10 protein-coding genes, 2 tRNA genes and 3 rRNA genes are annotated in these 23021 nt (G+C 60.0%); 12 read left to right on the top strand and 3 right to left on the bottom strand.

From position 1 onward, the window contains the following. The first annotated feature begins 459 nt into the window (after nucleotides 1–459). The 8 genes from BOH68_RS15135 (at nucleotide 460) to BOH68_RS15100 (ending at nucleotide 10597) form a co-directional block, all read left to right on the top strand. Nucleotides 460–3309, top strand: a complete 2850-nt coding sequence (locus BOH68_RS15135; RefSeq protein ID WP_077378153.1) for a nitrate reductase — start codon at nucleotides 460–462, stop codon at nucleotides 3307–3309. Then, entirely contained in the window at nucleotides 3278–4246 is a 969-nt protein-coding gene (cobA, locus tag BOH68_RS15130) for a uroporphyrinogen-III C-methyltransferase (RefSeq protein WP_258038317.1), read from the top strand. The genes BOH68_RS15135 and cobA overlap by 32 nt, the downstream gene beginning before the upstream one ends. Before the next feature lie 547 nt (nucleotides 4247–4793). Then, a 16S ribosomal RNA gene (locus tag BOH68_RS15125) occupies nucleotides 4794–6334 on the top strand. A gap of 76 nt (nucleotides 6335–6410) precedes the next feature. Then, nucleotides 6411–6487 (top strand) — tRNA-Ile (locus BOH68_RS15120). A 39-nt stretch (nucleotides 6488–6526) separates the two neighbouring features. Continuing rightward, nucleotides 6527–6602 (top strand) — tRNA-Ala (locus BOH68_RS15115). 231 nt (nucleotides 6603–6833) lie between these two features. Beyond that, a 23S ribosomal RNA gene (locus tag BOH68_RS15110) occupies nucleotides 6834–9722 on the top strand. 138 nt (nucleotides 9723–9860) lie between these two features. Continuing rightward, nucleotides 9861–9976: ribosomal RNA gene (rrf, locus tag BOH68_RS15105) — 5S ribosomal RNA — on the top strand. The 16S, 23S and 5S rRNA genes sit together here with 2 tRNA genes alongside, the layout of an rRNA operon. Nucleotides 9977–10318: 342 nt before the next feature. Next, a complete protein-coding gene (locus BOH68_RS15100; protein WP_077380198.1) occupies nucleotides 10319–10597 on the top strand; it encodes a hypothetical protein in 279 nt (92 codons plus the stop codon). A gap of 115 nt (nucleotides 10598–10712) precedes the next feature. Here BOH68_RS15100 and BOH68_RS15095 read toward each other — a convergent pair whose 3' ends face one another. Beyond that, nucleotides 10713–11558, bottom strand: a complete 846-nt coding sequence (locus tag BOH68_RS15095) for an acyl-CoA thioesterase (protein WP_077380196.1) — start codon at nucleotides 11556–11558, stop codon at nucleotides 10713–10715. Nucleotides 11559–11712: 154 nt separating this feature from the next. Here BOH68_RS15095 and tadA point away from each other — a divergent pair, with 154 nt between their 5' ends. After that, complete coding sequence (gene tadA / locus BOH68_RS15090) at nucleotides 11713–12198, top strand: tRNA adenosine(34) deaminase TadA (protein WP_083730713.1); 486 nt, start codon at nucleotides 11713–11715, stop codon at nucleotides 12196–12198. A gap of 56 nt (nucleotides 12199–12254) precedes the next feature. Here tadA and BOH68_RS15085 read toward each other — a convergent pair whose 3' ends face one another. Both BOH68_RS15085 and mltF read right to left on the bottom strand, forming a co-directional pair. After that, nucleotides 12255–14210, bottom strand: coding sequence for a GGDEF domain-containing protein (locus BOH68_RS15085; protein WP_077380192.1), 1956 nt, complete (start codon nucleotides 14208–14210; stop codon nucleotides 12255–12257). A gap of 97 nt (nucleotides 14211–14307) precedes the next feature. Then, nucleotides 14308–15801 carry a membrane-bound lytic murein transglycosylase MltF gene (gene mltF / locus BOH68_RS15080; RefSeq protein WP_077380190.1) on the bottom strand — a complete coding sequence of 498 codons (1494 nt, stop codon included), beginning with the start codon at nucleotides 15799–15801 and terminating at the stop codon, nucleotides 14308–14310. Nucleotides 15802–15973: 172 nt separating this feature from the next. On the opposite strand from mltF, the gene purL reads away from it, so the two are divergent. The 3 genes from purL to BOH68_RS15065 all read left to right on the top strand — a co-directional run bounded on the left by purL (nucleotide 15974) and on the right by BOH68_RS15065 (nucleotide 22821). Beyond that, nucleotides 15974–19888 (top strand): phosphoribosylformylglycinamidine synthase, encoded by a 3915-nt coding sequence (gene purL, locus BOH68_RS15075; RefSeq protein WP_077380230.1) that lies wholly within the window; start codon nucleotides 15974–15976, stop codon nucleotides 19886–19888. 239 nt (nucleotides 19889–20127) lie between these two features. Then, nucleotides 20128–21774, top strand: a complete 1647-nt coding sequence (locus BOH68_RS15070; RefSeq protein WP_077380188.1) for an FMN-binding glutamate synthase family protein — start codon at nucleotides 20128–20130, stop codon at nucleotides 21772–21774. Nucleotides 21775–21999: 225 nt separating this feature from the next. Beyond that, nucleotides 22000–22821 carry a crotonase/enoyl-CoA hydratase family protein gene (locus BOH68_RS15065; protein WP_077380186.1) on the top strand — a complete coding sequence of 274 codons (822 nt, stop codon included), beginning with the start codon at nucleotides 22000–22002 and terminating at the stop codon, nucleotides 22819–22821. The last annotated feature ends 200 nt before the right edge of the window (nucleotides 22822–23021 follow it).

The following is a 23021-nucleotide window of genomic DNA, read 5'->3' as shown; positions in this document are numbered from 1 at the left end:
GGTGTTTTCGAGTGGCTGGAGGCGCCATGGGAGTCGCCTGTCGTGAGGGAATGGTGCAGGAAGTCTCAAGGATGCACAGGGCTGGTGCGACAAGGCGGAGTGAGCGGCAGGGTCTTGCGGCTCCTGTCGACAGACTGGTGAGGCTGAATTGTGCAAGTTGCTGTTATCAAAGAGAAAGAGAAATGGTTGGTCTGGTATCTGCCTCTTTTACCGCATTCATGTGCAGACATGACTGAGGGATCCATGTTCGCGTCAGCAATGACGTCGGGCATTACATCCGGCCAATGGCGGCTTGATCAGTCAGCCCGCGCGATGACCCGAACCGGGTCAGATACCTAGTCAGTGAACAGATATCAGCAACAGGCAAAGGCGCCTGATGACCGCACGCTTCGTGCTCGGTCGTCAGGCGCCTTTTTCGTGGTCAACGTTCTGTGCTCAATGCACCAGGGAGTGATGTCGATGCAAGTCAGGAATCCCCCAGACGCCCCGCAACCTGCTAGATGTCGTGCCACCACCACCTGCCCGTATTGCGGTGTCGGATGTGGTGTGGCGGTCGAGCTTGAGCAGGACCAGGACAGTGTGCGCATCGTGTCGTTGAGTGGTGATGTCGCGCATCCGGCCAACCATGGCCGGCTCTGCGTCAAGGGCTCCGCGCTTGCCGAGACGCTGTCGGCCGATGGGCGTCTGACGATGCCGCAGGTGCGTGATGAGGCCGGGGTATTGCGAGAGGTGAGCTGGGAGACGGCGCTGGACCTGATCGCCGCACGCTTTGCTGATCTGAGCAGGACGCATGGCGGAGAAAGCATCGCCGCCTATCTCTCGGGGCAGCTGCTGACCGAGGACTATTACGTCGCCAACAAGCTGTTCAAGGGCTTCATCGGTACCCCTCATCTGGATACCAATTCGCGACTGTGCATGGCCTCGGCCGTCGTGGCTCACAAGCGTGCCTTCGGAGCGGACGCCGTGCCCTGCAGTTACGAGGACCTCGAGCGTGCCGAGCTGGTCGTGCTGGTCGGCAGCAATCTGGCCTGGAACCATCCGGTGCTGTTTCAGCGGCTCAAGCAGGCGCGTATCGACAATCCATTGCTGCGAATCGTGGTGATCGACCCCCGGGTGACCGACAGCTGCGAGATAGCCGATCTCTATATTGGCCTGCGTCCCGGCAGTGATGCGCGTCTCTTCAATGGTCTGCTGGCCTACATGGCAGATCGCGGACGCCTGGATCGCCTCTATCTGAAGGCGCACACCCAGGGCTTCGATGCGGCGCTCAAGGCGGCAAGGCGGGAAGACTGCTCGCTGGCGGCAATCGCGCGTGACTGTGATGTCGATGTGGAGCGTCTCGAGACTTTCTATTACTGGTTCGCGACCCAGTTGCATGTGGTGACGCTGTTCTCCCAGGGTGTGAACCAATCGACCAGCGGTACCGACAAGGGCAATGCGATCATCAATTGCCATCTGGCCGGGGGCAAGCTCGGGCTGCCGGGGGCGGGACCGTTCTCGATCACCGGACAGCCCAACGCGATGGGCGGCCGGGAAGTCGGTGGACTGGCCAATCAGCTGGCGGCACACATGGACTACGAGACGCCGGGCGCGCGGGAGCTGGTCGGTGAATTCTGGAACGCCCCGAATATCCCTCAGGGGCCGGGGCACAAGGCGGTCGAACTGTTCGCGGCGATCGAGCGTGGAGAGATACAGGCGCTATGGATCATGGCGACCAATCCGGCGGTCAGTCTGCCGGACAGTACGCGCGTACGTGCGGCGCTGGCGGCCTGTCCGCTGGTGATCGTCTCCGAGTGCATGGCGGACAGCGACACCCTGGCGTATGCCGATGTGGTGTTGCCGGCCAGCAGCTGGAGCGAGAAGGATGGCACCGTCACCAATTCCGAGCGCTGCATCTCGCGTCAGCGTGGGTTGCTCGCACCGCCGGGCGAGGCACGTCACGACTGGTGGCAGCTGGCGGAGGTCGGCAAGCGCATGGGGTACCAGGCGGCATTTGGCTACTCGGGGCCCCACGCGATCTTCCGTGAGCACGCCAGGTTGTCCGGCTTCCGCAACGTCGCGCCATGTCACAAGGCGGGCAGCAAGCCTCTGGCGGCTTCCTCGATCAGGCGGCTGTTCAACATCGCGCCGCTGGCCGAGCTGGATCGCGAGGGCTATGACGCGCTCAGACCGATTCAATGGCCGGTACGGCGTGGTGAGAAGGGGGAGCTCATCGGCACATTGCGGTTGTTCGAGGATGCCACCTTCAATACGCCCAATGGTCGCGCACGGCTGGTGCCCGTGACCCCGCAATTGCCGCATCAGGCGCTGAGTGATGCGGTACCGCTGCGCCTCAATACCGGTCGCATTCGTGATCAGTGGCACACCATGACACGGACTGCGCGCAGCGCGCGCCTGATGAATCATCGCGCCGAACCCTTCGTGGAGCTTCACCCGCAGGATGCCGCGGCTCGCGGTCTGCAGGAGGGGGCTCTGGCGCAGCTTGCAGGGCGTGATGAGCAGGGGAGCGTGCGTGGCGACTATCGTGCGCGTGTGCGTATCAGTCATGGCCAGCGTCAGGGTGAGGTGTTCATCCCCATGCACTGGAATGATCACTTCGCCAGTCACGGGCGCGCCGGGGCGTTGCTGGCCGGCCTGGTCGATCCTCTCTCCGGTCAGCCGGAATCCAAGCATGGCGCGGTCGATGTCATGCCATTGCCCTGTGAATGGCAGGCCACCTTGCTGATCGCCCCTGGCGTATGGGGTGGGCATGAAGATCTTGCAGGCGCGATGACAGAGCTCGAGGGATGCTATTGGGCGCGCATCCCGCAGGCGACATTGGTGCGCTGTCAGCTGGCAGGAGAAGGGCAGCCGGATTGGGCGCTCTGGTGTGAAAGGCATCTGAGTGTTCAGGCGGGGCTCTGGGCACAGGATGTGGCACAGGGAGGCATCAGTGCCGCAGGTTTTCGTGAGGGACGGCTGATCTGGTGGTTGAAGGTCACCGCTGGCGCGGCACACTCCGACCGACAGCCCAACATTGCCTGGCTGGGGGAATGTTTCGCCTCTGACCAGCTTTCTGCACTTGAGCGTCGCAGTCTCCTCGCCGGACGCCTCTCTGGTCAGGCGGATGTCGGGACGATGGTATGCGCCTGCCATCAGGTCGGCGAACTCACGATTCGGCTGGCTATCCAGTCGGGTGACCGTTGCGTGGAAGCATTGGGGGCGCGATTGGCCTGCGGCACTCGCTGTGGCTCCTGCCTGCCTGAACTCAAACGTCTTGTGGAAGAGGAGCGATCCGATGAGCGGACTGATTCGTTGGAAATGGCGTGATCTGATGGCATCGAGCATCAATTCAGCAACCCTCGGCATCTCCATGGCACGGCTGACGGAAAGCTTGCTGTCGCGTCGCGAGTGGCGTGCCATTGGCGGACAGGCACCATCACGGGCTGATGCCGGGGCCATCACGCCTGCCTGGGACGGGCTTCTTCCGGGGCAGGTCGCGTTGGTAGGAGCCGGCCCGGGGGATCCGGATCTGATGACGCTCAAGGCCTGGAGAATGCTCAATGCAGCGGATGCCGTGGTCTATGATCGCCTGGTCGGTGACGAGATTCTGGCTCAGCTCCCGATGCACTGTGAGCGCTATTACGTCGGCAAGGCCTGCGGCAATCACAGCGTACCCCAGGACGAGATCGGCGCGCTGATGGTGCGTCTGGCCAAGGAGGGTATGCGTGTGGTCAGGCTCAAGGGCGGGGATCCCGGTATCTTCGGTCGCATGGGAGAAGAGCTGGCGGCACTTGATGAGGCTGGCATCACCCGTCATGTCGTTCCCGGCATCACCGCGGCCGCCGGTGCGGCAGCTTCGCTGGGCATGCCGCTCACCGACAGGGCTCATGCTCAGCGGCTGCGATTCGTGACCGCCCAGCTGTGCAACCGGAATGACCAGCCCGAATGGCAGCAGCTGGCACGCCGGGATGAAACGTTGCTCTTCTATATGGGGCTGAATCGCCTCGACACCATCTGTGATGAGCTGCAGCGCCATGGTCTGCCGTCAGACTGGCCGATGATGCTGGTGGCCAATGCGAGCCTCCCCGAGCAGCAGGCCTTGCACGGCACCCTGGGTGACATGGTGGCTCGTCTGGCAGAACGCCCGCTGCCGACACCCTGCCTGATCATCGTGGGCAGCGTATGCGAGATGGCAGCGGGGCGAGACCTCGTGATGGCTGCGGCCATGGCACATTCCTCAGAGCGCGAAGCGTGTGTCGCCTGACAAGATCAGCCGCGCCGAGGCGGCTGCAAGGTGGCCAGTCTTGTCACGGGGTCAGAAGGGGAGTCGTTCTGGAGGGCATGTGGATGAATCTTTTATCCACAAGGCCTTGAAACCAGGCCGGTTCGTGCGTAAAGTACGCATCCGCTGCCGGGGACGCATGGCGTTACCAGCGGTGAAAGAGGTTTGCAGGTGATTGTTTTGTTTGATGTTTTTGAAGTCCGCTTCCAAATCATCGATTGACAATCTCGGGCGATTCGCTAGAATACGCCGCACTCCTTACGGAACAGGTGATCGAGCAACGCTCCTCACCGCTGGATGATGCTTAGAGGCAGTCGACTGACTCATCATCAAGTGCTTGACTTCTCAAGCGTTCCGGATAGAATATGCCTCCTCGCTTAACAGCGACGCTCTTTAAAAATTTGATCAGGTAATTCGTGTGAGCGCTTGCCGATGAGTGGTGACAAGGTCACCAAATATCGGAGCAAGCCTCTCACGAGAAGTTTGACTCTGAACCAAGTTTGGTCTGCTTAACAGACTATCAAGCTTTCAACTGAAGAGTTTGATCATGGCTCAGATTGAACGCTGGCGGCAGGCTTAACACATGCAAGTCGAGCGGAAACGATTCTAGCTTGCTAGAAGGCGTCGAGCGGCGGACGGGTGAGTAATGCATGGGAATCTGCCCGATAGTGGGGGACAACCTGGGGAAACTCAGGCTAATACCGCATACGTCCTACGGGAGAAAGCAGGGGATCTTCGGACCTTGCGCTATCGGATGAGCCCATGTCGGATTAGCTTGTTGGTGAGGTAACGGCTCACCAAGGCGACGATCCGTAGCTGGTCTGAGAGGATGATCAGCCACACTGGGACTGAGACACGGCCCAGACTCCTACGGGAGGCAGCAGTGGGGAATATTGGACAATGGGCGAAAGCCTGATCCAGCCATGCCGCGTGTGTGAAGAAGGCCTTCGGGTTGTAAAGCACTTTCAGCGAGGAAGAACGCTTCGGGATTAATACTCCCGAGGAAAGACATCACTCGCAGAAGAAGCACCGGCTAACTCCGTGCCAGCAGCCGCGGTAATACGGAGGGTGCAAGCGTTAATCGGAATTACTGGGCGTAAAGCGCGCGTAGGTGGCTAAGTCAGCCAGGTGTGAAAGCCCCGGGCTCAACCTGGGAACGGCATCTGGAACTGCTTGGCTAGAGTGCAGGAGAGGAAGGTAGAATTCCCGGTGTAGCGGTGAAATGCGTAGAGATCGGGAGGAATACCAGTGGCGAAGGCGGCCTTCTGGACTGACACTGACACTGAGGTGCGAAAGCGTGGGTAGCAAACAGGATTAGATACCCTGGTAGTCCACGCCGTAAACGATGTCAACTAGCCGTTGGGTCCCTTGAGGACTTAGTGGCGCAGCTAACGCAATAAGTTGACCGCCTGGGGAGTACGGCCGCAAGGTTAAAACTCAAATGAATTGACGGGGGCCCGCACAAGCGGTGGAGCATGTGGTTTAATTCGATGCAACGCGAAGAACCTTACCTACCCTTGACATCCAGAGGACTTTCCAGAGATGGATTGGTGCCTTCGGGAACTCTGAGACAGGTGCTGCATGGCTGTCGTCAGCTCGTGTTGTGAAATGTTGGGTTAAGTCCCGTAACGAGCGCAACCCCTATCCTTATTTGCCAGCGAGTAATGTCGGGAACTCTAAGGAGACTGCCGGTGACAAACCGGAGGAAGGTGGGGACGACGTCAAGTCATCATGGCCCTTACGGGTAGGGCTACACACGTGCTACAATGGCAAGTACAAAGGGTTGCAATACGGCGACGTGGAGCCAATCCCATAAAGCTTGCCTCAGTCCGGATTGGAGTCTGCAACTCGACTCCATGAAGTCGGAATCGCTAGTAATCGTGGATCAGAATGCCACGGTGAATACGTTCCCGGGCCTTGTACACACCGCCCGTCACACCATGGGAGTGGACTGCACCAGAAGTGGTTAGCCTAACCTTCGGGAGGGCGATCACCACGGTGTGGTTCATGACTGGGGTGAAGTCGTAACAAGGTAGCCCTAGGGGAACCTGGGGCTGGATCACCTCCTTATCGACACTGTCTACTGCTCGCGGCAAGTGCTCACAACGAATTACCTGATCAAGTTAGTTTATCGAGTAGTAGTGTCGGGTCTGTAGCTCAGTTGGTTAGAGCGCACCCCTGATAAGGGTGAGGTCGGCAGTTCAAATCTGCCCAGACCCACCAAAAGCTTCGTGCTTTTGTCGACACGGTTTGCCGACTTTTGGGGCCATAGCTCAGCTGGGAGAGCGCCTGCCTTGCACGCAGGAGGTCAGCGGTTCGATCCCGCTTGGCTCCACCATCAAGTTCCGGTTCAAGCTTCTACTGCCTGATAACGCTGACAGTTCACAGTGACAAGCATATTGCCTTCCTCGAGAAGGTTGTGTGACTTCTCACTGTTCTCTGAACAGCCGCTCTTTAACAATGTGAATCATGCTGACGATGGAATGTGCGCCAAGCACATCTCCATCAAACGATATGTCGGAGAGGTCCGACAGATTCGTAATCCTTGACAGACCCCTTGGGGTTATATGGTCAAGCGATTAAGCGCATACGGTGGATGCCTTGGCAGCCAGAGGCGATGAAGGACGTGATAGCCTGCGATAAGCGTTGGCGAGGTGGCAAATACCCTGCGACCCAACGATTTCCGAATGGGGAAACCCACTCACCATCAGGTGAGTATCTATAGGCCAATACATAACCTATAGAGGCAAACCCGGGGAACTGAAACATCTAAGTACCCGGAGGAAAAGAAATCAACCGAGATTCCCCAAGTAGCGGCGAGCGAACGGGGACCAGCCCTTAAGCGATACAACTGACAGACGAACAAGCTGGGAAGCTTGACGATACAGGGTGATAGTCCCGTAGTCGAAGTCTGAGTATCGTGAAATCGAGTAGGTCGGGGCACGAGAAACCTTGACTGAACATGGGGGGACCATCCTCCAAGGCTAAATACTCCTGGCTGACCGATAGTGAACCAGTACCGTGAGGGAAAGGCGAAAAGAACCCCGGCGAGGGGAGTGAAATAGATCCTGAAACCGTATGCGTACAAGCAGTGGGAGCACCTTCATGGTGTGACCGCGTACCTTTTGTATAATGGGTCAGCGACTTATATTCTGTGGCGAGCTTAACCGTATAGGGGAGGCGTAGCGAAAGCGAGTCTTAACTGGGCGACCAGTCGCAGGGTATAGACCCGAAACCGGGCGATCTATCCATGGCCAGGGTGAAGATTGAGTAACATCAATTGGAGGCCCGAACCCAAGTATGTTGAAAAATGCTGGGATGAGCTGTGGATCGGAGTGAAAGGCTAATCAAGCCCGGAGATAGCTGGTTCTCCTCGAAAGCTATTTAGGTAGCGCCTCACGTATCACCGCTGGGGGTAGAGCACTGTTTCGGCTAGGGGGTCATCCCGACTTACCAACCCGAGGCAAACTCCGAATACCAGTGAGTGCAGCGTGGGAGACACACAGCGGGTGCTAACGTCCGTTGTGAAAAGGGAAACAACCCAGACCGTCAGCTAAGGTCCCAAAATCCTGATTAAGTGGGAAACGATGTGGGAAGGCTCAGACAGCTAGGAGGTTGGCTTAGAAGCAGCCATCCTTTAAAGAAAGCGTAATAGCTCACTAGTCGAGTCGGCCTGCGCGGAAGATATAACGGGGCTAAATCAGGTACCGAAGCTACGGGTTCATCCTTATGGATGAGCGGTAGAGGAGCGTCGTGTAAGCCAATGAAGGTGGATTGAGAAGTCTGCTGGAGGTATCACGAGTGCGAATGCTGACATGAGTAACGATAAGGGGAGTGAAAAACTCCCCCGCCGGAAGACCAAGGTTTTCTGTTCTACGTTAATCGGAGCAGAGTGAGTCGGCCCCTAAGGCGAGGCGGAAACGCGTAGTCGATGGGAAACGGGTTAATATTCCCGTACCGGATGTGGTTGCGATGGGGGGACGAAGAAGGCTAGGTGAGCCAGGCGTTGGTTGTCCTGGTGAAAGCATGTAGGCCGAGGAATCAGGCAAATCCGGTTCCTCTGAGGTCGAGATGCGAGACGAACTGACTACGGTCAGGAAGTCATCGATGCCACGCTTCCAGGAAAAGCCTCTAAGCTTCAGATCACATGCGACCGTACCCCAAACCGACACAGGTGGTCAGGTAGAGAATACCAAGGCGCTTGAGAGAACTCGGGTGAAGGAACTAGGCAAAATGGCACCGTAACTTCGGGAGAAGGTGCACCGGTTCGAGTGAAGGACTTGCTCCGTAAGCTCTTACCGGTCGAAGATACCAGGTGGCTGCAACTGTTTATTAAAAACACAGCACTCTGCAAACGCGCAAGCGGACGTATAGGGTGTGACGCCTGCCCGGTGCCGGAAGGTTAATTGATGGGGTTAGGATTCGTCCGAAGCTCTTGATCGAAGCCCCGGTAAACGGCGGCCGTAACTATAACGGTCCTAAGGTAGCGAAATTCCTTGTCGGGTAAGTTCCGACCTGCACGAATGGCGTAATGATGGCCACGCTGTCTCCACCCGAGACTCAGTGAAATTGAAATCGCAGTGAAGATGCTGTGTACCCGCGGCTAGACGGAAAGACCCCGTGAACCTTTACTATAGCTTTACACTGGATGCTGATGTTGTCTGTGTAGGATAGCTGGGAGGCTTTGAAACCACGTCGCCAGATGCGGTGGAGCCAACCTTGAAATACCAGCCTGACATCATTGGCGTTCTAACTCAGGTCCGTTATCCGGATCGAGGACAGTGTATGGTGGGTAGTTTGACTGGGGCGGTCTCCTCCTAAAGAGTAACGGAGGAGCACGAAGGTACCCTCAGCACGGTTGGAAATCGTGCATTGAGTGCAAGAGCATAAGGGTGCTTGACTGCGAGACAGACACGTCGAGCAGGTACGAAAGTAGGTTCTAGTGATCCGGTGGTTCTGTATGGAAGGGCCATCGCTCAACGGATAAAAGGTACTCCGGGGATAACAGGCTGATACCGCCCAAGAGTTCACATCGACGGCGGTGTTTGGCACCTCGATGTCGGCTCATCACATCCTGGGGCTGAAGTCGGTCCCAAGGGTATGGCTGTTCGCCATTTAAAGTGGTACGCGAGCTGGGTTTAGAACGTCGTGAGACAGTTCGGTCCCTATCTGCCGTGGGCGTCGGAAGTTTGAGAAGAGCTGCTCCTAGTACGAGAGGACCGGAGTGGACGAACCTCTGGTGTTCGGGTTGTCATGCCAATGGCATTGCCCGGTAGCTACGTTCGGACGGGATAACCGCTGAAAGCATCTAAGCGGGAAGCCCCCTTCAAGATGAGACTTCCCTGAGGCCTTGCGCCTCCTGAAGGGCCCTTGAAGACTACAAGGTTGATAGGCTGGGTGTGGAAGCACAGCAATGTGTTGAGCTAACCAGTACTAATTGCCCGTGAGGCTTGACCATATAACACCCAAGGGGTTTGCGCAGGCAAACCGCCGGGATTGCGACAGGATCGACGACATATCGGTCAGCATGATTCATATTGCGAGTCGCGAGGCCACAAGCCTCGGGACTCAGGCATCGCAAGATGCCACCGTTTCGCCTGACGACCATAGCGAGCGTGAACCACCCGATCCCATGCCGAACTCGGAAGTGAAACCGCTTAGCGCCGATGGTAGTGTGGAGTTTCTCCATGTGAGAGTAGGTCATCGTCAGGCACTTATACTGAACCGCCCCTGCAGCCCAGCTGCAGGGGCGGTTCTCTTTGTGAGTGAGAAAAGTCGTGCTCTCAGAAGGTTGTGCGAGAGAGGGCCATGGATAAGCGAAGCCCGCTGAAACATTGACTCAAGAAGCCGCTATCATTTTCGTGATAGCGGCTTTCTTGTTTATTGATCAGTACGGAGGGTGAAGTACGGCAGTACTCTGCTGATGATCAGTCTCATGGGCAGGCATTCCACGTTCTCGGGGGATATTCTCTCTACTGCAGAACCTGATCGATGATTGCGATGTCATTGAATACCACGCACGGGACTATTCGTGAACGCGCGCAAGGAGGCGGCATGTCGAAATACTTTTCATTTATCCCATCAAGGTCATTGCTGGCAGCGTTGATGGTGCTCTTGATAGGTCTGACGGCTTCAGGAGCAGCATCTGCTGGTGAGCGTGAAGAGAAGATAAAACGTTGCCAGTTCATCAAGAACAAGATCGAATATTATACCGCCATGCGTCGTGGCGGTGGGTCTTCAAGCCAGATGCGTAGTTGGCAGTCTCAGCGCAATGACTACAAGCAGCGTTATCGGGACGAGAACTGTACGCGGGTCCGAACGGCACTGAAGTGATCAGCATCTCGTGGCAATGGCGGTGGTTGCAGCACGACCCCTTGGCTGCAAGTCAGAACAAACGATGCCCCTCAAGAGTGCTTCTCAAGAGGGGCATCGTCGTTCCATCGATCGTTCAGGAGCGTTGGCGCAGGCGCGTCAGCCCTTCCTGAGCGCTTGACGCGACCAATTCGCCATGGCGATTGTAGAGGCTGCCGCGTGAGAAGCTGCGAGCGCCGCCTGCCCACGGGCTATCCATCTCGTACAGCAACCAGTCGTTGACGCGAACATCCTGGTGGAACCAGAGTGAGTGATCCAGGCTGGCCATCTGCAGCTCCGGGGAGCCGAAGCGTACACCGTGTCCTCCCAGCGCAGTGGCCAGCAGGTTGAAGTCGGAGCTGTAGGTCAGGAGATAACGGTGCAGAGCATCATCTTCCGGCAGCTCGCCTGAAAGACGGAACCAGAGGCGCTGACGAGGTGGCGCTGATGACGCGCCCTCGCTTGTCGTAGCCGGGGCCTTCATGCGCAGGAACTCGATGGGATGGCCCTCGTAACGTTCGATGCGTGCCCCCTGTTCGATCAACTGCTCAGGGGATTCGATATCGGGCATGGCGAGCTGATGCGTGAAGCCCTCTTCCTTGCCATGGAAGGAGGCGCTGCAGAAGAAGATGGTCTTGCCGTTCTGGATGGCGCTGATGCGCCGGGTCGTGAAGCTGCCGCCATCACGTACGCCATCGACCTGGTAGACGACTGGCTTGTGAGCATCCCCCGGGCGAAGAAAGTAGCCATGCAGCGAATGCACCTTCCGTTCCGAGGGGACGGTGCGTGTCGCGGCGGACAACGCTTGGCCAAGTACCTGCCCCCCGAACAGTTGTGGAAAGCCGAGATCCTGGCTGTGACCCCGGAAGAGATTCTCTTCCAGAGTTTCCAGCCCCAGCAAGGTGACGAGTGATTCAAGCGGTGTCGGTGAAGCGTCGGTCATCGTCCCATCCTTCAGGAAAAAGAGTCACGGCAAGCGGCTTTGATACGAGCAAATGAGCGGGTTGGCATTAGTCGGTATCATGTCGCTTGCGCCAATGACATCAGGATACCGGAGAATGACGGTGAGCGACGAGAGCGTGAGGTCTGAGGCGGCGATGCCTCGCAAGGATCAGTACTACATGCACCGCGCCCTGGATCAGGCGCGGCTGGCATTGGAGGCCGGAGAGGTGCCGGTGGGGGCCGTCGTGGTGAACCCACAGGGGGAGATCATCGGGAGCGGGTTCAATGCCCCGGTGGGGACTCCGGATCCGACGGCACACGCCGAGATTCAGGCACTGCGTTCAGCAGCGGCCCGGCTTGGCAACTATCGGCTTGATGACTGCACGCTCTATGTCACCCTCGAGCCCTGCATGATGTGCAGTGGTGCCCTGATCCATGCCCGTGTGGCGCGCGTGGTATATGGTGCCGCTGAGCCGAAGACGGGGATGGTGGAGTCTCGGGCCAACCTCTTCGTGCAGCCGTGGCATAACCATCAGGTACAGATAGAAGGTGGGGTGCTGGCTGCCCAGGCGAAACGCCTGCTCAAGCAGTTCTTCGCCGAGCGGCGCGCTGCCGCGTTGCCAACCGATGCGTCACCCTGACTCGGCGCTTGCCATGACCCTGCGATGAAGCCGGTGCTTCAAGGGAGCATGAGGCTTCAGGCGGCGACCTGGACCTGATTGCGCCCACTGGACTTGGCGCGATACAGCGCCTCATCCGCAGCCTGAAGCAGTGCTTCCAGTCGCAGAGGTGCTCTGGCCACGCAGGCCATGCCAACCGAGACGGTGACGACACTGTCCGTGGCAGGCTGGGGGAGGCCTGCCGCCTGTACGGCACGACGTAGCTCTTCCGCGAGCGTCCGGCCGACAGCACGGGGGCATTCGGGGATGCAGACGACGAATTCCTCGCCGCCGAAACGTGCCAGAATCCCTCCCGCTGCCTCGACAGGCGCTCGCGATACCGAGGCTATCTTCTGCAGGTAGCGATCGCCCTCGAGGTGCCCCAGCTTGTCGTTGATCGATTTGAAGAAATCGATGTCCAGTATCATCACCGTCAGTGGCATCTGGCCATTGAAGGTCTGCACCTGTTCGAGGAAATAACGGCGATTGGGGAGCTGGGTCAGCTCATCATGACGTGCCAGCCATTGTATCTCGTTCTGCAGTCGCTCTCGGCGCGTCATCTCTTCCTTCAGGGCATCGTTGGCTTGCTTGACGATGCCATGCTCCTGGGAGACGCGGCGGTACATGTAGACCACCAGGAAGAGCAGATACGAGAGCATGATGCCGGTCAGGAGCGTGACTTCTGGCAGGCGGCCACGGCTTGCTGCGAGGTAATGCTGCGTCGGCTGCAAGCCCAGCGTCAGGTCCGTGGCGGGAAGTTCGATGGGGATTCGATGCCCCCAGGGAGCAAGACGGCTTTCCGGGCCTACATGAATGTAGACATTGCTGCGTTCTGACAACGTGATGGCAAAGGCATCATTGCGGGCGGCATCCAGTGCCTGGTCCAGCAGCGGTGCCAGATCTACCACCATGGCGATGGCGCCGAGGATGTCTCCATCACGCGGATTGCGTACAGGCAGGTAGGACACCATGCCCTTGCCGCCCTGCAGGAGATCGATGATGCCGGTGTGGCCTTCAATGCCCAGCTCCAGCGGATTGCGCAGGGGGGTATCTGGCTGGGCATCAAATAGCCTCACGCCCAGCAGATCATGGTTGCCGCCCTTGTCGGGGAATACCAGAGTCACCACGCTGTCGGGATCAATGAAGGCGATATTCTGGAAGTAATTGAAATCATTGTAATAATTTCGTGCCAGACGTTGCCATTCACCCCGTGAAGGTGTCTGCCCCATCAGGCTCCAGAAGCCGGCGAAGCGCCGCATGGCATTGAGTTGATCATCGATCTCGCGTGACAGCTGTGTCGCGATCTTGTCGCCCAGTACATAGGTCGCCTGGTTGATGCGGTTGTTCTCATCCTTGGTCTGCTGTTGCCACGCCAGAAGACAGACGAGCGTGATGGAGGCAGAGATGGCCAGGGGTAGCACGTTGCGTCGCCACATGCGAGTGAGCGCTGGCAGCAGATCCAGCCATTGTGCAGCCAGAAGCAAGCCCAGGAAGGCAAGCAGCGTGGTTCGCTCCACCCCTACCAGCGGCATGCTGGCCACGGAGAGACTCGGGTCGGCGATGATGGCGAAGATCAGTATGAGAGTCGTCTGCGCCAGCTGTATCGTGGCGCCGAAGCCCAGGCGCATCCGCAAGAGAGAACAGCAGTTGAGCCCCAGGCATGCCAGCAGAATCAGAATCGGAGGGCGAATGTTGGCGACATGCCAGTCACCGGGCAGGGCGGTCAGCAACGCGCCCCAATGATCGACACCGACCCAGCTTTCCGGCAAGAGAAAGGTGCAGGTAAGCACCAGGTTGATGAGCAGGGACATGCCGAGAAACAGTGGACTGAGGAACAGGTTTCGCCAGTGCCACGCAGTCTGCCCTGCCGCCTGCAATGTCAGCATGATCAACAGCAGTGCATTGGCTTCGTGGCCGGCGCGAGGCCAGAGGCCCAGCAAGGCGACGCCGAAGGCAAGCAGGCCAAGCAACATCAAGATGAATCTGCGTGTCATTCCCTGTCCTTAGAAGCTCCTGATGCACCACGCCCCGTGCGCGCTTTTCTCGCCTGTCACGAGTCGCCGACAGGTTTCCCACTACCTTGTTCATGGATCACAGGATCGGGGGGACGGTATCGAAGGGATTGTTGTCCCCTTCATCATCGGTTATCTGGCGCTCATTCAGCTGATAGAACTGCTGCTGACTGCGGTAAACATAGTTGAGTATTTCATAATACCGCCGGATGTTGCGTACATAGATGACAGGCTCACCACCGCGGGCATAGCCATAACGTACCTGTTGATACCATTGGCGTTTCTGCAGCAGAGGCAATGCCTCGCGCACATCCTTCCAGTGATCGGGGTTGCCACCTTTCATGCGCACGATGCGCCTGGCATCCAGCAGGTGCCCGAGACCGACATTGTAGGCTGCCAATGTCATCCAGGTCCGGTCCGGCTCCTGAATCCCTTCGGGAAGACGTCCCTTTATACTCACAAGATAGCGTGACCCGCCATCGATACTCTGGACGGGGTCCAAACGATTGGCCACGTTCATCTCGCGGGCGGTGGCGTTGGTCAGCATCATCAGCCCACGTACCCCGGTAGGTGACGTCGCTTTCGGTTGCCAATGGGATTCCTGGTACCCCACCGCCGCCAGCAGTTTCCAATCGATGCCGGTATCGCGAGCGGCTTGCTTGAAGGTATCGATGTAGCGCGGGAGCCGCTCTCGTGCCTGGCGGATGAAGGTACGTGCGCCCACATATTCCAGATAGTCATCATGCCCGAAGTACTGGTCGACCAGCTGGTCCAGGGTGCCATCCTCGCTGCGTGTCTCGAGAAAATCGTTGGCAGCGCTCAGCAAGGAGATATCTCCCTGCGCCGGGAAGGCCCAGGCCAGAGTCAATGGGTCCCCCACGGTGAAGCCGTTCTCCACATTGGGGAAGAACAGCCGATTGAGCTTGAACTGGTGGGCGTAGACGACCGCCACGTCCAGGCTGTCTTCCTCGATGCGCTGCAGGAGGTCGGCCACCTCGAGTTCGCCGGTTTCCTTCCAGCTGAGCTCGGGAAGCTGCTGTTGAAGCTCATGCAGAATCAGGCTGGTACCGGCTCCCTTGATGACGCCGATCCGCTTGCCGACCAGATCTTCAAGCTCTCTGGGCGGTTGCATTCCGCGTCGATAGACCACCATCGCCTGCAGTTCGAGAATCGGGCGAGTGAAGCGCAGCCCCTGCTCTGACAGGTCAAGAGGGAGGGTGGCGGCGGCAAAATCGGCCTGATCATCACGCACGCTTCGGGTGAGGGATTCGATATTGTGTTCTGCATCCATCGACAGGCTGACGCCGAGGTAGTCGGCAAAGTCTCGCGCCAGCTCATACTCGAAACCGGTGGGGCCCTGACGGCCACGGTAGTAGGTGGTCGGGCTGTTGCGAGTCACCACCTGAAGGAAGTCGCGCGTGCGAACATCGTCAAGCCGGGAGGGCGGGGCGATCAGGGTCTTTTCCGGCAACAGCAGGGCCAGCGCCATCACCACGAGCGCAAGCCACCGGCGCGAATGGCGCAGCAGTGCTTGCAGGGGCGTGATGAGGGAGGAAAGCGAGGTCTTGAGCATGCGTCAGCATCATTCACGGCAGGGGTTTCACCATACCGACAGCGCTTCACACTGTCATCCAACGCATGTGACTGTCGGGCTTCGTTCACGGGCGGCTTTCACGTATGATATGCGCTTGCTGCCGCCGCTCGGCGGTTGTCCGTTCACGCTGCTTCAGAGGCTTTCCCTGACCATGCTCGAACTGCGAGGCGCGCCTGCCCTTTCCGCCTTCCGTCACTCCCGTCTACTGGCTGCATTGCGCGAGCTGGTGCCGGAGGTGGAATCCCTTCATGCCGAGTACCTGCATCTGGCCGAGGTCGATGGTGAACTGAGCAGTACCGACCGGACCACGCTCGAGCGTCTGCTGGACTACGGCCCCAGTCGCGACGAGAGTTCTCCCGAAGGTCATCTCTTCCTCGTCGTTCCCCGCCTCGGCACGCTGTCGCCCTGGTCTTCCAAGGCCACCGACATCGCTGCCAACTGTGGTCTCCCGCAAGTCCGCCGCCTCGAACGTGGCATCGCCTATCGCATCAAGCTCGACGCCCCTCTGAGCGAAGAACTCTTCGCCACGCTGTCTTCCCGCCTGCACGACCGCATGACCGAAACGGTGCTGACGCGTACTCAGGACGCGGCGCGCCTCTTCCAGCATCAGGCCCCGGCAAAGCTTGCCCATGTCGACATCCTCGGCGGTGGTCGTGACGCACTGGTGCAGGCCAATGGCTCTCTGGGCCTGGCACTGGCGGATGACGAGATCGATTATCTGGTCGAGTCCTTCAAGACTCTGGGCCGCAATCCTGCCGACATCGAACTGATGATGTTCGCCCAGGCGAACTCCGAGCATTGCCGCCACAAGATCTTCAATGCGGACTGGACCATCGACGGCGAAGCGCAGTCGCACTCGCTGTTCAAGATGATCAAGAACACCTACCAGCATCATCCGGATGGCGTGCTGTCCGCCTACAGTGACAATGCCGCCGTCATGGCAGGCCCGACCGCAGGGCGTTACTTCCCGACAGGCGAAGGCCACATCTATACCTATCATCAGGAACCGATCAACATCCTGATGAAGGTCGAGACTCACAACCACCCGACCGCCATCGCCCCCTATCCGGGCGCCGCGACCGGTGCCGGTGGCGAGATTCGTGATGAAGGCGCGACCGGTGTCGGCTCCAAGCCGAAAGCGGGTCTGACCGGCTTCAGCGTCTCCAACCTGCGTATTCCGGGCTTCGAGCAGCCGTGGGAGCACGACTACGGCAAGCCGGAGCGCATCAAGACCGCCTACGACATCATGCTCGAAGGTCCGATCGGTGGCGCTGCCTTCAACAACGAATTCGGCCGCCCCAATCTCAACGGCTACTTCCGTACCTATGAGCAGGATGCCTTCGGCGCCGGTGGTATCGAGCGTCGCGGCTATCACAAGCCGATCATGCTGGCGGGCGGTTACGGCAACATCCGCAGTCAGCACGTCGAGAAGGGCGACATTCCGGTCGGTGCCAAGTTGATCGTGATGGGTGGCCCGGCGATGCTGATCGGTCTGGGTGGCGGTGCCGCCTCTTCCATGGCCTCCGGCAGCTCCAGCGAAGACCTCGACTTCGCCTCCGTGCAGCGTGACAACGCCGAGATGGAGCGTCGCGTGCAGGAAGTCATCGATCGCTGCTGGGCGCTGGATGACAAGAACCCGATCTGCTTCATCCACGATGTCGGCGCGGGCGGTCTGTCCAACGCACTGCCGGAGCTGGTCAAGGATGGCGGTCGCGGTGGTCTGTTCGATCTGCGCGCCGTGCCGAGCGCCGAATCCGGCATGAGTCCGCTGGAAATCTGGTGCAACGAATCCCAGGAGCGCTACGTGCTGGCGGTGGCGCCGGAGAATCTGGCCACCTTCGAAGCGCTGTGCGAGCGTGAGCGCTGCCTCTACGCCGTGGTCGGGGAAGCACTGGAAGAGCATGAGCTGATCGTCAAGGATGGTCACTTCGATACGCGTCCGGTCGACCTGCCGATGGACGTGCTGTTCGGCAAGCCGCCCAAGATGTCACGCAGCTTCGAACGTCAGGCGCTGGAACTGCCGGCACTGGCACTGGACAACCTCGACCCGCGTGAAGCGATGACCCGTGTGCTGCAGCTGCCCACCGTCGCCTCCAAGAAATTCCTGATCACCATCGGTGACCGCTCGATCACCGGCATGGTTGCGCGTGACCAGATGGTCGGTCCGTGGCAGGTGCCGGTGGCGGATTGCGCCGTCACCACCAGCTCCCTCGACAGCCACGTCGGTGAAGCGATGGCGATGGGCGAGCGCACGCCGGTCGCGCTGATCTCGCCGGCCGCCTCCGCGCGTCTGGCCGTGGCCGAGGTGATCACCAACCTCGCCGCCGCGCCGATCGCCAAGCTGTCTGACATCAAGCTCTCCGCCAACTGGATGAGCGCTGCCGATCACACCGGCGAGAATCAGGCGCTGTTTGATGCCGTCCACGCCGTCGGCATGGAACTGTGCCCGGCGCTGGATCTGACCATTCCGGTCGGCAAGGACTCGATGTCCATGCGTACCGCCTGGCAGGACGAGAACGGCGAAGACAAGTCGATCACCGCGCCGCTGTCGCTGGTGATGACAGGCTTCGCGCCGGTCACCGACGCCATGCGTACCCTCACGCCGCAGCTGCGTCGCACGCTGAATGGCGAGGCCGTGGAGACGGACCTGATCCTGATCGATCTCGGCCATGGCGCTCACCGTCTCGGTGGCTCAGCGCTGGCGCAGGTCTATGGACAGGTCGGCAATGACGCGCCGGATCTTGCCAAGCCGGAAGACCTCAAGCACTTCTTCGAGGCCATCCAGCGCTTCAATGTCGAAGGCAAGCTGCTGGCCTATCACGACCGCAGCGACGGCGGCCTGTTGACCACCCTGATGGAAATGTCCTTCGCGGGACGTGTCGGTCTCGACATCTCCCTCGACTGGACCGCCGCCGAGCCGGGTCAGGCCACCGGCGCGCTGTTCGCGGAAGAGCTGGGTGCCGTGGTGCAGGTGCGTCGCGAGCACACCGAGTCCATTCTCGCCGAGCTCAAGGCCGTGGGTCTCGAGCACAGTGGCGTGATCGCCACGCCGCGTCATGATGAGCAGATCAACATCACGCTGCTGGGCCAGAACCTGCTCTCCACCACGCGTGCCAGTGCCGAGCGTCTGTGGGCCGAGACCAGCTATCGCATGCAGGCCGCGCGTGACAACGCCGATTGTGCCAAGAGCGAATTCGAGTCCATCAACGACGTGCGTGATCCGGGTCTCTCCGTCCAGGCCACCTTCGACGTCAACGAGGACATCGCGGCGCCGTACTTGAACACCGGTGCACGTCCGCGCATGGCGATCCTGCGTGAGCAGGGCGTCAATGGTCAGCTCGAGATGGCGGCAAGCTTCGACCGCGCCGGCTTCGAGGCGGTGGACGTCCACATGAGCGACATCCTTGAAGGACGTGTCGATCTGGACACCATGCGGGGTCTGGTCGCCTGTGGCGGCTTCTCCTACGGTGACGTGCTGGGCGCCGGCGGCGGCTGGGCCAAGTCGGTGCTGTTCAATGCGCGTGCGCGTGAACAGTTCGAGCGCTTCTTCCAGCGTGACGACAGCTTCGCGCTGGGCGTCTGCAACGGTTGCCAGATGCTCTCCCAGCTCAAGGAGCTGATCCCGGGGGCCGAGGCCTGGCCGCGCTTTGTGCGCAACGAGTCCGAGCAGTTCGAGGCGCGTGTCGCGATGGTCGAGGTCGAGAAGAGTGCCTCGCTGTTCCTCGATGGCATGGAAGGCTCGCGCCTGCCGATCGCCATCGCGCATGGTGAAGGGCGTGCCGAGTTCCGCGACAGCGCTCACCTGCGCAAGATGCAGAGCAGCGGCCAGGTGGCACTGCGCTACGTCGACAACTATGGCCAGACCACCACGCGTTATCCGGCCAACCCGAACGGCTCGCCGTCCGGTATCACTGGTCTCACCACCAACGACGGGCGCGTCACCATCATGATGCCGCACCCGGAGCGTGTGGCGCGCGCCGTCACCAACTCCTGGCGTCCGGATGACTGGGAGCAGGATGGCGCCTGGTTGCGCATGTTCCGCAATGCACGTCGTTGGGTCGATTGATCCCGCGAGAGTGCGCAATGCACAGGTGATGATTGCCTGACCGACGCCCCCATGGTGAACGCCATGGGGGCGTCTTGCGTTCTGACTGACGCGCGAGCCGATTGGCTGGCGGCATCTGGCTCCCTCAACGTGGCGTTCCACGTCGTGAGCTGGGTGTCGGACGCCGGGTGGCTTAAGGTGGGGGATGCCTCGAGGTCTGGGGCACGAATCCCTGCCTGACACATTACAAGGATGTCGTGATGAAGCTGAAATGGTCGCTGTTGCCGCGTTATTCCGTCTTTCTGCTCTGTGTGCTGGGGGCTCTCGTCTGTCTGCTTCTGACGATGCAGACCCCCTGGGTGTGGCCGCTGGCCGTGATCTTTCTGCTGTTGGTCGCCGTCGGCATCAACGACATGCGGCAGTCGGATTACGCCGTGCGGCGCAACTACCCGGTGATCGGCAACATGCGCTATCTGTTCAAGGCGCTGCGCCCGGAGATGCGTCAGTACCTGTTCGAGTCGGATACCGACCAGCTACCGTTCTCCCACAAGCAACGTGAGCTGGTCTATGCCCGCGGACGCCAGCGCAATTCCTCGCAGCCCTTCGGTACCTTGCTGGATGTCTACTCCGACAGTTACGAATTCATCGGACACTCGATGCAGACCTCCGAAGTGCCTGACTTTCGTGACTTCCGTCTGACGATCGGCAATACGCAGTGTGCGCAGCCCTACAGTGCCTCGCTGTTCAACATCTCGGCGATGAGTTTCGGTTCGCTGAGTGGCAATGCCATCCGTGCGCTCAACAAGGGCGCGATGCTGGGAGGATTCGCGCACGATACCGGCGAGGGCAGCATCAGCCCCTACCATCGGGAATTCGCCGGCGATCTGATCTGGGAGCTGGGCAGTGGCTATTTCGGCTGCCGCACCGCGCAGGGGGGCTTCGATGCCGAGAAGTTCGCCCGTCAGGCGGCCAGCGAGCAAGTGAAGATGATCGAGATAAAGCTGAGCCAGGGAGCCAAGCCGGGGCATGGCGGTGTGCTGCCAGCCAGCAAGATCAGCCGCGAGATCGCCGAGACGCGGGACATTCCGATGGGCGAGGACTGCATCTCGCCGGCCAGTCACAGTGCCTTCAGTACCCCTGTCGAGTTGCTGGAGTTCATCCAGCGGCTGAGAGAGCTGTCCGGTGGCAAGCCGGTCGGGTTCAAGATGTGTCTGGGCCAGCCCTGGGAGTTCATGGCCATCGTCAAGGCAATGCGCGAAACGGGAATCGTGCCGGACTTCATCGTGGTGGATGGCAGCGAGGGCGGCACCGGAGCCGCGCCGACGGAATTCACCGATCACCTCGGGACACCGCTGCGCGAAGGGCTGCTGTTCGTCCACAACACCCTGGTGGGCGCGGGGCTGCGTGATGACGTGCGCATCGGCGCCAGTGGCAAGATCATCAGTGCCTTCGATATCGCCTGCGTGCTGGCTTTGGGGGCGGATTGGGTCAATGCCGCGCGCGGTTACATGTTCGCCCTGGGCTGCATCCAGTCGCTGAGCTGTCATACCAACAAGTGTCCGACGGGCATCGCCACCCAGGATGATTTGCGACAGAAGTCGCTGGTGGTGGAAGACAAGGCCGAGCAGGTCCGGCACTTCCATCACAACACCCTGCATGCGCTGGCGGAAATCATCGCGGCCTCGGGGCTCTCGACGCCGTGGCAGATCACTCCGGACCATCTCGTGCATCGCGTGTCGGAGAATGAGGTGCGTCTTTTCTCGCACCTGCACCCCTTCCTGACGCCCGGCGCCTTGCTCAAGGAAGCGGATGATTTCCCCTTCTATCGCCGCGTGTGGGCGATGGCTCAGGCGGACAGCTTCCAGTCACGCTCGCTGGCAGACGTCTCGGGTGCCAAGCGCGAATAGACGTCATGCAAGAGGGTGCCGTGTGATGTCGATTGGCCGGGTGTGGACCTTCTGCGACCAAACGACCGTTTCATGATGGCGTGCGGACAGCCACACTGGACCTCGAGATTGCGCTATCTGTCATTTGCCTCGCAGATACCTGATGTCGACATGGGCATTGGCTGCCCGTTGTGTCTCGTGAGCAATCGCTGACCGCCGTTTCATTCGCCGTTCGAGGGAGCCGCCATGAGTGATGCCGCAAAGTGCCCGTCCGCACGCCGCGTGACAGTGATGATCAATGAGCATGTCGCCGATGTGCGCCTCAATCGACCCGACAAGCACAATGGACTCGACTGGGCGATGATCGATGCCATCCTCGGTGCCCAGGCAGAGTTGCGGGCGCGTGCCGAGGAGGGAGGGCTGCGAGCCATCGTGCTATCCGGAGAAGGCGCCAGTTTCTGCGCGGGGCTCGACATGGCCGCCATCATGGGAGAGGCATCGCGGGTGCCGCAGTTGCTCGTCGCGGGGGCCAATGGCTGCACGCCTGAGCGCAATACCGTTCAGCAGCTGGCACTGGGCTGGCGGGATGCCGGCGTACCGGTGATCGCGGCCCTGCAGGGCAATGTCTTCGGGGGCGGGTTGCAGATCGCGCTGGGAGCGGATGTCCGGCTGTGTGATCCGGATGCGCGCCTGGCGGTGCTCGAGATCGACTGGGGCATCATTCCTGACATGGGCATCAGCGTCACGGCACGTGGAGTGCGTCCTGACTGGTTGCATGAACTGAGCTGGAGCGGCCGCAAGGTTGCCGCCCGCGAGGCCCAGGAAGCCGGGCTCGTGACGCGCCTGGTCTCCAATCCGCGGGAAGAGGCACTGGCGCTGGCGCGGGAGATCGCGACACGTTCTCCCCGGGCGATTCGCTGCATCACCCGGCTGTATGCCGAGGCGCTGGCGGCACCGGAGGGCGAGGCACTTGCCCTGGAGGCCAGGCTGCAATCCGGCTTGCTCGGCCAGCCGGAGCACATGGAATGTGTTGGCGCCAGGCTTGAAGGCCGCACGCCGCGCTTCTGAGCGCACCTGACCTTCATTCGGGTTATCCACACCCGGTCGCTTTACCGCCGGGGGGCGGGATCAGGATAATGGGTCTTCTGCAGGTGGATGGCTGCCTCACCCCTCATGGGCGGCCATTGCCCCTCAACCTGTGCCCCTTTTCCGTGACCCGGCGAGCTCTCATGTCTGCACCACTCTTTCTGATCATGCCGCTGCCCATG

It is taken from the genome of Cobetia sp. MM1IDA2H-1, from assembly GCF_002916775.2.
GTDB classification, from domain to species: Bacteria; Pseudomonadota; Gammaproteobacteria; order Pseudomonadales; family Halomonadaceae; genus Cobetia; species Cobetia marina.
Note: the sequence above shows the minus strand (reverse complement) of the source record. Positions and strands in the feature narration are given on the sequence as shown.